Here is a 12520-nt window from a genome sequence, read left to right on the forward strand (position 1 = left end):
AATGATGACGTACCCCTTGCAGCTTTGGTTGCCTGTTAATAAACTAATTACACAATATTCTTAGCGTGGGTAGCTGTTGTTTCTGAGCTTGCAGAAAATATTAGTAGTGAGAAAAATACACTGTAAAAAAAGATGCCTTTATCCACATCTAAAAAGTTTTCTGAAAAGGAAACGGCGGTTATAATAACCATAAAAGCCATGAGCAATAGGTCGCGTTTTGTAACGGCTGCCCTGATGCCAAATGCCAGCACGCACAGGTAAACCATCAACCCAACGACCCCCGATTTAATAAAAAAGCTGATAAACTGGTTATGTGCATTTAACCCGGCCAGGTACGACCGGTAAAATTGATGGTCAAAAAATGGGTCTTTGAGCAAACCAATTTCAGTGCCTGCGCCATGACCTATAACAGGCGATTGTGCTCCCACGCTAATGGCCACGCTCCAGCGCGCTAATCGCGGATCGGTGAGTTCGGCGTCGGTTGATTGGCTCAGGTCTTTTTTTAGCTCGGTTACATAACGTTCCTTAAAAGTATCCCGGGTATAAATGCCTGCCATCACCACAATAAATAATGCTGCGCTAATGGCCATAAACCTGAAGCGGTTTCGCCCTTTTAGTATAAACAAAGGCAGCGCGATATTTATAATAAGCAGCAAAGCTATAAATATCGATTTTGAACTAAGCTGCAAAATGCCCATTGCTAAAATACCGCAGCAAGTAAGCCAGAAAAATTTACGGGGCATTACTGTTTCCGTTACTAAAACATACAGCAGATAAACCAGTGCTATGGCTATCTGCATGGAAAAAAATGTAGCATGGATTTCCAGCGGTTCCGAAAAATTGTGGTTTGTGAACGCTGGGGACGCTAATGCTTTTAAAGGCAGATGATAATATTTTATCGTAACAAGCGCCTGTAAAAAAAGATAAGTGATAGTGATGGTACAGCCTAATGAAAATACGAATAAAAAATTATGCCGGTATTTTTTTAGATCGAGCGGGTTAAAACAAAAGATTAATGGGATAAGCAAAATGGTAACCTGCCTGCCTAATTCTGTAAAAGCCTGGGGTTTATTGGTGGTGTAAATAATGCTCAAAAGTGTTACAAAAAAAACAGCAGCCAAAGCAAAGTTAGCCCTTGTTAATAGCGGATTTATAGTTGTTTTGCGAATTTGGATAATAGTATGCAGGGCCAGGCCTATTAAAAACAGGTGGCTGTAAAACAGGTTGAAGGGCAGGCTCAGCAATAACAGCATCAGCAGGTAATAGCTTATCCTGTTGTTTAGCGTATCATCAGGCTTTAATAGCTTTTCCATGTTGTTGCTGATAGCATTCCAGTATAAAATCTTCGTAATCGTTGATCACTACCTCCCAGCTAAACTGGTATTGTATCTTATGAAGGTTATTTTTCACCATTTCGCGTTCGGTATCCTTGCGCTGCACATTCTCAACCAAATGGCGTACCTCGTTAGCATTATCAAAATAAAAAGCATCTGAATTGAGTACCGATTTATTGAAGGGATTATTATGGGCCGCAATCAGGGCTTCGCTGGCCATGGCTTCAAGCAGCGACGGATTAGTGCCACCCACGCTATGCCCGTGGAAATACAGGTAGCTGTTATTCTGTAGCGCGCGCACAACCGAATTATCAAAATTGGCCCCCTTAAACTGGATGCGGTCATCGTTTTTAAACCTGTGGGTTATGAATTTGCCAAAGCGGTTGCTGGTATCGCCCAAAACCATAAAGCTTTTTTTTGATGAACTGTTGTTAAAGCCTTCTAAAATAGTTTCGATGTTGTTTTCGGGCTCCATGCGGGCCATCAGCAAAAAATAATCTTCTTTAAGCACCTCGCTTTTATCAAACTGCTCACGTTCCTGGTCTGAAAACAGATCGGCACCATAGGGGATATACCGGCTGTCGACCTCGTACTTATCCTTAAGGTATGACCTGATTACCCTTGAGTCGGAAATATAATACTGACTATGTTTCACGGCCAGCTTTTCCGCGTACTTCAAAAATTGTTGTACAGGCTTTGAGTACTTGGAGCGTTTCCACTCCAGTCCATCCATATTGGTAATGATAACGCTGTTGGACGGGTAAAGGTGCCCCCAAACCGAGCTGCTGGTGTAGCCCATAAGCAGTACTACATCAAACTTACGTTTACGGGCATCCATAAGGCAGTTAAAATCATAGGCAAACTGCCCGGCAGTGCCTATCAGATACTCCGGATCGTAACAATGTACAATGTTAACGCCGTTCCAGGTATCGGCTTCATAAGGGTGGTTATGGGAGTTATAAACGGTAACTGAATGTCCTTTTTTTACCAAGCCGGCCGATACATATTCGGAAATATGCTCAAACCCGCCATAGTAGTTCGGGATGCCCCTCGTGCCTAAGATCGCTATTTTTAGTTTCATGACAATGAAAATTTGCTTGTAACAAGTTGTAAAATATGGTGCTGCTTTTTTGCCAGTGGTATTGCTGTTCAACATGCCGCGCTACTTGGCTGGTGAAGGCATCGCCGGGTGGTTGCTGTGCGGCAAGTAATAGCTTTTGCTCAAAATCGGCATGATTGGCCGGGTTAAAAGTATATGGCGCAAAAAAATAGAAATTTTTCATAGCCGTTTCTGCCGAGCATAATACAGGTGCACCACAAATGGCTGCTTCAAGCGGCGGGATCCCAAAGCCTTCGGCTTTTGAGGGATATACAAACAGCCTGCAGGCCCGGTAAAAGGCCGCCAGATCGGCCTGTTCTGCCTGCGGTATCCACCTGAAAAACCGCTCTTGCTCAGGCGTAAGGCTCTTGATGAGCCTGGCTAAGCCCGGTGTTTTTATGGATGCTTTACCAATGAACACCAGGCCAATGCCTTTTTCGTACAGCTTCAGTTTCAAATATTTTTGCAGTAACAAAAGGTGGTTTTTGCGGGGTTCAATGCGGCTGGTGTACAGGATGAAATTTCTTATGCCGAATTTTTCCGCTATCCAATCTTCTGCCTCTGGTTTTGATGACTGGTATTGCAGCAATGAGTTACTTACCCCGTTTTGGATAATATGCACCTCGTCAGCGGGGATTTGGTAATAATCACAGATCCTGTCTTTTGAATAGTCGGATACAGTGGTTTTGATATCTGCATTTTTAATGCTGCGGCCAAAAAGGTAATTGCGCGTTAAGCTGAACAGGATGGGGAAATCTGTCCTGAAATCGTTAAACAGCAAATCGTGCATGGTTACTATGTACCTGCAGCCCGCCATTTTTTTAGGGCTGACGTATTGAAAATGTGCAAAATCAAACCTGTATTTTTTGATGTAGGCCGGTATATCAAATACAAAGCGCAGGATGTTGATTCCCCTGTTTTTATAAGGCAATATGTTTTGCGGCGGCAGCAGGGGGAACAATCTGCGGACATTATCGGTATCGTGGGCGCCGATGTAAATATCTATGTCCGGGCGGTGGGCCAGCAGATGGTTGTATAATTCGCGTATAAAAGTTTGCGCTCCTTGAAATTCTTTGTCAAAGGAGTGGGCATCAACAAACAGTTTTATCTTTTTAGCTGCCATAATTCAATTCGTTTTGATTTAAAACAGCGGTTGGCAGCTCGGCGTCGGCTAATCGGAAATTGCGTTTACCTAATTGGTATAAACTCATCAGCATACGCTCGGGCAGAAATGACATCAGCAGCAAAAAATAATTTTTGAGATGCAGCGGGCTGATAGAAAGTGTTTTCAGCAGGTTTTCCCTTGCCTTTTCCGGCTGATAATTATTCCACAGGTATTTTTTGCCGAGCAGGGCATAATAAGCTCCTTTTTTGATGCGTGGAGATAACTGTTTAATGCCGATCTCAGACAACTGCCTTCCTTCGGCTTCAGTAATGCTCCCCTTGCGCAGGGCATTGTACTTGATCTGCCTAAATTTACCTGTACGCCATTTTTCATCAATGGTAACAGATTCGGCATTGAGCCTCACCTTAATGAGCGGTTGATTAAGGTTAAAAGCTTTTTCGTGTTTAAGGATACCTGCCCACAAAAAATGATCTTCAAAAGTGTAGGCCAACTCATTGTAGCCACCGGCATTTAAAACGGTATCACGCTTATAAAATACACTGGAGTGAATGAAGGGACAAATCCTGTAACTGAGCTGCCTTATCTGGTTATGGCTCAGGGCGTCAGGTTGCCAGGTAAATATCAGATCGCCGTTAACATCGGTATAGTCAACTCCCGAACCAATAATGCTATAATAGGGATGAGATGTGATGAAATCATACTGCACCTGCAGGCGGTAAGGATAACATACATCGTCGGCATCGAAACGGGCTATATAAGGCGCCCGCGCGTGGCGTAAACCGTTGTTGAGGGCTGCAGCTACGCCTTTGTTTTCCTGGCTCAAAATCACTATACGCTCATCGTTAAATGAGTTAATAATATCTGCCGTGTCATCAGTTGAGCCATCATTTACAATCAGCAATTCAAAATCAGCAAACGATTGTTCAAGTACCGATGTAATAGCTTCGCGAATATATTTACCGGCATTATAAGCAGGCATTAAAACAGTAATTTGAGGGCTATGCATACGCAAGTTCCTCCTGCACTGTAGTTTTTGTTTTCAAGTGGGGTGTAGTAGTTTCTTTTATATTGAGGAGTAACATCAATTCAAAAATTACCAGTACCGAGAGCTGCTCGAACCAGTAATCGAGAAAGAATATGCCCGTTACCATCATTAGGATGGGCAAACCATAACTAAGCTTTTTATAATGCCGGGCAAAAAAGCCAATGTAAAATATAAGCAGGGCAAGCAACCCGAGGATACCGTATTCACTAAGCATTTGATCGTAAGTGGAGTAGGGGTTATTGCGTACCGAACGGAAACCTGCGTCCTTGCTGAAAAAGCTCAGGTACAGGTCTAAATGATTGTGCATAAATGCCGGGTTGATATAGATGTATTTTTGGGGATAATTGCCCCTTATACCGGCACCAACCGCCCTGAAAGCTATTTTGGATGAAAAATTTCCGGGAGCTAAACCCACTATACTTTGTAAAGGATGACTGATAAGATAATTAAAGGTTTGTATTGCACCGGTAATCTTTCCAGGCAATGCAGGATTGAAGGGCTCAAGCCGGCAAAGTGGTAGCTGATCCTTGTGAGCAGCTATACAGTCGATAAGCTGTTGCCTGTCGGGAGTCATTTCGCCGGTGTTATAAAATTCGGCAAAGTGTGTGTTTGGCCCCGGGATGTATAGCCTGCCGTCATCGGTAAGCGGCAAGCTTTTGATCTTTTTGTCAAGTGCGCTTGGTTTTTCCTGTTGGGCCTTTATCCTGCTCAGGCTGTCCAGATAGTTTTGTGCAAATTTTCTCCTTTGTTCATCCCTGGTTATGAATCGCCCGCCGGGATTGGCAGTTGTTGCCTGCCCTGCTGCATGGCCCTGTTTTTCAATACGATTTTCCCGCAGCGTACTTTTAGTCACTTCGTTAATATACTTTTCATTTTGCGGCGATATTTTGACGAGGGAGATCACATAAAGCAGCAATGCCACTACTATCATGCTTTTTTGATTGCGCGTGGTTTTATAAACAAAAATGAAAGCGAGGAGCAGCAGTACCAAAATGCTGATGAGGTTACTGTAGGTAAGTGCCAGCGTGCTCATGCACACGATCATCATGGGCAAATTATTCTTATAAATGAAGTAAAACACACCGAAAGCGCAGATAACAGCATTGGTTGATGAAATGTCAAAGCTTATGCCCATTACATCATCGCCGGTATTGATATAATAGCGCTGATGCATTCCCATAAAAGCATAGGGGTTAATGCTTTTAGTGATCCACATAATATGCATTAGGTTACCTGCCGAGAAAACTGCGTTTATGATAAAAAAAATGATCAGTGTACGGTAAATGGTTTCGGCATCTGTTTTATCAACCATCAGCTTAACCTGGTGAACGGCCAGCAGGGCCAGCGCCCAGCATATCAAAGCCCAGCCAAAAACAGGTATATAATACAGGTTGGAAAAATTTTGGTTGATGACTGCTGCGGCAATAGCTATAGGGAAAACCAGCAGATAGAATAACGGGATCCTTGAATTGCGCAGCTTAAAGCCAAATTGAAAGTTAAACTGGCTTATGTAAACAAAAATCAACGCAACTATCTTAAATGGGATCCGCACGTTGATAAACAGCAGCAGGAAGATCAGCAGCCGCCAATCGGCATAAGTTTTCCACCTCTTAATATCAAAACCCGGCAAACTGATTGTCATTATTCCTTTGTATTTATTGATGTTCATTTCCCGGTTTTGCCGGCCTTGTCGCAATTGTTTCGTTTAAATAGGTTACGTGCCAAAAAATGGAATGGTTGCCTCGTTAATGTGCTGATATATGCAGATATTTAACCGGGATATTAAAATGTTACAGGCAACCGGCCGATAAAAACAATAGTATAAGAGTATAAACATATACGTCGTTGTTCAGGAGTAAAGCGTTCATCAGGTTTTTTTCGTCAGGTTTGCAGGCACTTGCCTTGCAGGTGCTTGGCAGTATCTTTTTTTATATTATTTCTGTTTACCTGAGTAAGGACAGCTTTGGAGCCATTAGCTGGATGAATGCCTTATCTATATTTGTTACCACCATCTTGGGGTTTGGACTGGAACAGGTAGTGATCAGGCGTATAGCAGCCTCACAACGGTCGGATTGGGCGGCGGCGGCATTTTTGTTCCATTCGCTCGCTACTTTTTTTGTAACCCTGGGCGTATTGTTATTATTAAGTTTAATATTGCACGACAATATCTACCAGGCGCTGCCATGGTTTTTTATAGCCCAGGGCCTGCTTTTCCTGGGTATTCCGTTAAAACAGTTTCTAAACGCAAAGGAAAAATTTACGCCCTATGGTATAATCGCCGTTATAAGTAACAGCTTAAGGGTTTGTGGTGCATTCTATCTTATTACTATACAGCAATTACAAGTTCGTTCTGTAGTAATGGTAATGATAGGCACAGCCGGGGCCGAATTGCTGGCACTGCTCATGTATGTTATCACGAAAACAGATTTTAGTTTTAAATTTCAACTTCGGGCTTATAAAAAGTTGCTTAAAGAGGCCTCGGCGCAGTATGTATCGGTAATATTTGATATGAGCTTGTCGCGGATGGACTGGCTGTTGCTGGGTTTTATGGCAAGCAAAACCGTGTTGGCCGACTATAGTTTTGCATACCGGGCTTATGAGCTTTCGCGCCTGCCCATGCTTGTTATAGCTCCCGTTATTTTACCGCGCCTGTCAAGGCTGATGGCCTTAAAGCCATCTAACCAATTGCAGGAGCAGGTAAATTCCTTTAATACAGTCGAGTTGCTGTTGGCTATGCTCTTACCACTTGTCCTTAATATACTTTGGACACCTGTAGTGGGGATGATAACCGGCGGCAAATATGGCGCTGCCAATGCTACCGAATTTTTGATCCTGTCATTGTGTATACCCCTGCAGTTTTTCATAAACCTGCTTTGGTCGTTAAGTTTTAGCGTTAAAAAGTACAAGGCTGTATCATCTGTTACCGTAATCTGTGCTACAACAAATATTGCGCTTAACCTGATATTGATCCCGCTACTGGATGGTATTGGTTCGGCTGTGGCATTTTTAATTACCAATATATTACAGGCGGTGCTTTATTACAGGTTGGTGAATGAAAATATTATGCATATCAGCTTACGGCCATTTGTGATACTACTTCCTGCTGCTTTGGCCGGCTGGTTTATAACAGCTTCAATCAACATACATTTCTTGTTCAGGCTTTTATTGGGGATAGTTTTTTATCTGTTAATAGCTTTAATATCAAAACAATTGAGCAGTCGTAATATTCAAAACAGTAAACAGTTTTTAGCGCAATGAACATTTTATACCTGTGCGATGAATATCCTCCCGGACCGCATGGCGGTATTGGAACCTATGTGCGGCTCATTGCCCGGCAAATGGTAAAGCTGGGACATAAGGTAATTGTTGCCGGGTTGTATAGCCGCGGATACGGAGGCGCGGATGAATTTGAGGATGAAGGTGTAAAAGTTTTGAGATATCGCTGGAGCATTGATGATAAGTGGTTTGAAAATCAGCGGTCTGCCGGGGTACGGATGCTCAACAGGATATTACTGGATACAGGTATCACGCAACGGGATATAAAAAGAAGCCTTGCGGCTTATCAAAAAAAACTGGAACATATGATAGCCGATGAGCAGATCAATATTATTGAAATGCCCGATTATAATGACTATATCAGGTTTTGTAAATCATATGTGCCGTTCCCCACATTGCCTGTTCCTATAGTTGTTAAATTAAATGGTTCCATTACTTACTTCAATGCTGAGGCAGGAACACCGGTGGCACCGTATGTTTTGAAAATGGAGCAGGATATTTTAAACCGCGCAGCGGCTGTTAGCAGCGCAAGCGCCTATACTGCAAAAAAAAGCGCTGATTACCTGTCGTATAACAAGTTCATCACGGTGTTATATAATGGTATAGATATAAACTTAGCAGTTGGAAACAGTACACCGGCCGATACCAAACAGGTGGTATTTACGGGGAGCCTTGTTCAAAAGAAAGGGATTTTTCAGTTAGCGGAGGCCTGGAATATAGTTATAAAACAGGTCCCTGATGCCCGGTTACTGATACTGGGGAAAGGCCCGGTAAGTAAAGTAATCGCCTGCTTGCAGAAGGATGCAAAAAGCAGTGTTGTGTTTAAAGGACATGTGGAGAGGGATGAACTTTATGCCTGTTTAAGTAATTCGGCAGTGGCGGTATTCCCCTCGTATGCCGAAGCTTTTGCACTTGCGCCGTTAGAAGCCATGGCATGCGGAACGGCGGTGATCAATTCAAACCGCACATCCGGCCCCGAACTTATTGATGATGGCGTTAACGGGCTGCTGATAGATCCGGACAATATTGAGCAATTGGCATCGGCAATAGTTACATTGCTCAATGAGCCTGAAAAACGCCTGCGACTTGCTTTAGCTGGCAATGAAAAGGTAAAAGGATGTTTTGATATCGATATGGTGGCCAGACAAACCCTGCAGTTTTACCAACAGGTTCTGGACAAAGTTTTAAGTCGATAGTACTTAGCCTCAGGTCAAAAGTCCTGTTTAATTTTGACTTCAGACTACCAACTATACGATATCATACCTTGGTTAGTTAATTTGCTCTATAGCCAACTCATTACGATAGGTGTTTCGCGTTTGAGACAGCTCTTTATATTGTTTCAGATAAGCGTATTTAAGGCGTGTGTTTTTATAAATAACACGCGCTATAGCCAATCCTTCAGCTCCATCTAAAAAACCAAGCCTGATAATGTAATTGCGTAAAAAGCCAAAAGCGGGCGAGAAATGTAGCTTGATAAATGTAGCCTTTTTACCGGCTTTGTAATATTTGGCTGCGCTTAGCTGCGCATACAGAATAGCTTTACGCTTAAAGTCATCTATATCAGTTACAGAGTGGTGTTGGATATAACCCGCTATGCTTTTGATCTCGGCATCGGAAGGCAAAAGCAAGGTTTCGTGTACTTCGGTTTCGCCCCATTTTACCAATGAACGATTAAACAAACGCAGGTGATGATCATTTCCCCAATTACCAAAGCGGATCAGCTTTTTGCTAAAGTATGATTTGAATTTGATATCGTAAACAACATTCGGTTTGTCAAAGGTTAAATCATGGAGCGATTTAATAAGCTCCAAATCAGGTATCTCATCAGCATCAATACTTAAGATCCAGTTGTAACGGGCCTGGGCTATCCCTTTATTTTTGTTTGCGCCGTATCCGCTCCAGCTTTTTTGAAATACCCTGCAGCCATAACGGGAGGCAATAAGCGGTGTGCCATCGGTACTGTCATTATCAATCACAACAATATCATCCGTAATTAAAGAAGCCATTTTTATACAATCTTCAATTAAGGCAGCTTCGTTTTTAGTAATGATCACAACAGACACCGGTACCATGCAACAGTAGTATTAGTAATATAAATTATTAAGGCTTGTTATGCCCTTTTATAATATATATCGTGCATGTTCCGGGGATGGTTGCCTTAAGATAAATAAACCGGCGAAAAAACATTATGGATTTTGCTTATTCCATTCTGTTATATTAATCAGTTTGTCAGAAATGGCATTTCGACAATTCGGATTGGGACACAAGATAATCCAGCGATCTTTAGCTTGTTCAATTACCGGACGGGTCCCGCAAGTTTTACAATTTTTTACAGGGAAGTTTGGGTTTATATCGATTCTCATAAAAGGCCTTTCAAACAGGCGGGATTTACATGGTATTACGCTATAAACACACGTACCGGTTGCCTCATTATCAAAAATATAATTATTTGTAGGGATTTATTGAGGCTGTATTAACTTGTGCATATTTTGTATATATGATTTCTGTAGGTGAGAAAAGTGTGCATGATTTTATCCAACAGTGTGAAAAAATTAAATTATTTTGCACAACAGGCAACCTTTTAATAATAGTTGCCGTGATGTGCGTAGATAAGGTTAAATTTATGTGTTTGATTCTGAGTTTATAAACCCCATATGGGCGAAGAAGAGTTACATCAACTGATCAATGGCTGCGTAAAGCAGGACAGGAAAAGTCAGAAAATGCTCTATAAGGCGTTTTATGGCTTTTCTATGGGTATTTGCCTGCGTTACGCGGGCAACCGTGATGAGGCTGCAGAAGTAATGAACCAGGGCTTTATGAAGGTATTTACCCATATAGACAGGTTTGATACTTCCAGGCCGTTTAAAGCATGGATTGGCCGCATTATGATGAATGTTTCTATTGATTATTACCGGGCCAATTTAAAAATGGCTTACACGGAAGATCTGGAGAAGGCAGAAAATGTGAGCGAGGGGGACCTGACAGATAAAAATTTAAATTATGAAGACCTGCTGGCTATGGTACAGCAGTTGCCGCAGGCTTATCGTACTGTATTTAACCTTTTTGCGATTGACGGATATTCGCATGAAGAAATAGGCGAAATGTTGAATATCAGCCCCGGAACTTCTAAATCAAACCTGCATAAAGCACGTCAAAAACTAAAACAAATGATATTAAAAGCAGAGGAAACTGCTAATAAAACCAAATACAACAGGGGTATGGATTTTAACCCGATTGTGGCCTATAATGGCATAGGTATAGATGTAAGGACAACTTTTTTTAATAATGGTATCAGAGGATGAAAAGCGAAGAAGATTTAGATAACATTTTTAAGAAGAGGCTGGAAGACCCGGCAAATCATCGATCGTTTAACGAGGATGACTGGGATGCGCTTGAACAAATGCTTGACACGGGCAAGAAACGTCGTGGAATTGTTTACTGGTTGCCAATTGCAAGCGGAATAGCAGCGATGTTGCTGCTGTTTTTAGGATGGTGGTTTTTTAAACCTAATGTAAAGGATGATAATACAACAGGGCAACAACAGGTTAAGGTTAAGCCCGCTGCGCCTAAAACAAATCCCGGAGCCAGTGGCGGGGTTACGCCGCAACCACCAACAGACAGTTTATTAACAACCCGGCCGGCCGGGAACAGCAACATAGCTGCCAACAGCAATACAGGCAATCATGCTCATACAGGTCAAATAAGTTTAACGCCATCTGTTGCCGGCTCCCACCATAATATTCCAGGTGTAAATAAAAAGGGAATTAGCCGGGATACCATTATGCAACACGATCACGCCCTGATGGCAGGTACCGAGCCAACTGGTAATAATGGTACCATTTCAAATTTGCTGGCAAATAGGGCATTATCACTTGACATACAATCTTCTCCTTTAGCTGTTCCTGATTTTAAAACAAATATTGAAAGGCAACCTTTTCAAGCATCTGCAACAAAACCTAATAAAAAAATAACTAAACAGAGCTTTGGTTACCGGCCGCAATGGGCTATTACGGCGCTGGCATCATCTGATGTTAATGGTACAAATTCCTTTCAGGGTAAAGTTGGCAGCAACTATGGTTTACTGCTTTCATTTGGTGCCACTAAAAAGTTAACTATTACAAGTGGTGTTGTGTATTCGTCAAAGCCTTACAGTACAAGCTTTGCTAATTATAATACTACATATAGCTTTAAGCATGACCCAATTGATGTAACTGCCGATTGCAAAATGCTTGATATCCCAGTTAATATAGCTTACCAGGTGTACGGTAATTTTCGCAATAAATTATCGGTGGGTACTGGTTTATCCTCATACCTGATGCTGCATGAAAAGTATACTTATAACTATGGCGATGGTGCTAATAGTGCCGCATGGCCTCAAACTTATACTGTACCTAACAGCAAGGGGTATTTATTGAGTATTATCAACATAAATGCAACTTATGAGCACAAAATAAACTCAAAGTTTGGGGTAAGCGTTCAGCCTTATATGAAAGTGCCAATTTCAGGAGTTGGATATTCTGATATTAAACTGCAGTCTACGGGGGTAGCGGTGGGGGTAACGTATAATCTTAATTCGTTCAGAAAGCCGTAAGCATTTTGTACAACCCTTACGGTGAGGCAGGGAAATCGCGTTTAAAATA

10 protein-coding genes are annotated in these 12520 nt (G+C 42.1%); 4 read left to right on the forward strand and 6 right to left on the reverse strand.

Features of this window, described 5'->3' with window-relative positions; translation table 11 throughout:
• Window positions 1-47: 47 nt before the first annotated feature.
• From IEX80_RS01630 to IEX80_RS01650, 5 genes are read right to left on the reverse strand one after another with little or no spacing between them, the layout of a single operon-like run.
• Entirely contained in the window at window positions 48-1313 is a 1266-nt protein-coding gene (locus IEX80_RS01630; RefSeq protein WP_090524925.1) for an O-antigen ligase family protein, read from the reverse strand.
• Window positions 1291-2415 (reverse strand): DUF1972 domain-containing protein, encoded by a 1125-nt coding sequence (locus IEX80_RS01635; protein ID WP_090524927.1) that lies wholly within the window; start codon window positions 2413-2415, stop codon window positions 1291-1293. Before IEX80_RS01635 ends, IEX80_RS01630 begins: the two co-directional genes overlap by 23 nt.
• Window positions 2354-3556 carry a glycosyltransferase family 4 protein gene (locus IEX80_RS01640; protein WP_090524929.1) on the reverse strand — a complete coding sequence of 401 codons (1203 nt, stop codon included), beginning with the start codon at window positions 3554-3556 and terminating at the stop codon, window positions 2354-2356. Before IEX80_RS01640 ends, IEX80_RS01635 begins: the two co-directional genes overlap by 62 nt.
• Window positions 3546-4565 carry a glycosyltransferase gene (locus IEX80_RS01645; RefSeq protein WP_090524931.1) on the reverse strand — a complete coding sequence of 340 codons (1020 nt, stop codon included), beginning with the start codon at window positions 4563-4565 and terminating at the stop codon, window positions 3546-3548. The genes IEX80_RS01640 and IEX80_RS01645 overlap by 11 nt, the downstream gene beginning before the upstream one ends.
• Entirely contained in the window at window positions 4558-6273 is a 1716-nt protein-coding gene (locus IEX80_RS01650) for a hypothetical protein (protein WP_090524933.1), read from the reverse strand. The genes IEX80_RS01645 and IEX80_RS01650 overlap by 8 nt, the downstream gene beginning before the upstream one ends.
• Window positions 6274-6449: 176 nt before the next feature.
• Here IEX80_RS01650 and IEX80_RS01655 point away from each other — a divergent pair, with 176 nt between their 5' ends.
• Entirely contained in the window at window positions 6450-7862 is a 1413-nt protein-coding gene (locus tag IEX80_RS01655) for an oligosaccharide flippase family protein (protein WP_090524935.1), read from the forward strand.
• On the forward strand, window positions 7859-9076 hold the full coding sequence (locus IEX80_RS01660; protein ID WP_188831720.1) for a glycosyltransferase family 4 protein: 1218 nt from the start codon (window positions 7859-7861) through the stop codon (window positions 9074-9076). The genes IEX80_RS01655 and IEX80_RS01660 overlap by 4 nt, the downstream gene beginning before the upstream one ends.
• Window positions 9077-9148: 72 nt before the next feature.
• Here IEX80_RS01660 and IEX80_RS01665 read toward each other — a convergent pair whose 3' ends face one another.
• A complete protein-coding gene (locus IEX80_RS01665) occupies window positions 9149-9952 on the reverse strand; it encodes a glycosyltransferase family 2 protein (protein WP_188831721.1) in 804 nt (267 codons plus the stop codon).
• Between the two features lie 582 nt (window positions 9953-10534).
• Here IEX80_RS01665 and IEX80_RS01670 point away from each other — a divergent pair.
• On the forward strand, window positions 10535-11182 hold the full coding sequence (locus IEX80_RS01670; RefSeq protein WP_188831722.1) for an RNA polymerase sigma factor: 648 nt from the start codon (window positions 10535-10537) through the stop codon (window positions 11180-11182).
• A complete protein-coding gene (locus IEX80_RS01675) occupies window positions 11179-12471 on the forward strand; it encodes a hypothetical protein (RefSeq protein WP_188831723.1) in 1293 nt (430 codons plus the stop codon). The genes IEX80_RS01670 and IEX80_RS01675 overlap by 4 nt, the downstream gene beginning before the upstream one ends.
• The last annotated feature ends 49 nt before the right edge of the window (window positions 12472-12520 follow it).

This window comes from Mucilaginibacter rubeus, from assembly GCF_014643835.1.
Lineage (GTDB): Bacteria > Bacteroidota > Bacteroidia > Sphingobacteriales > Sphingobacteriaceae > Mucilaginibacter > Mucilaginibacter rubeus.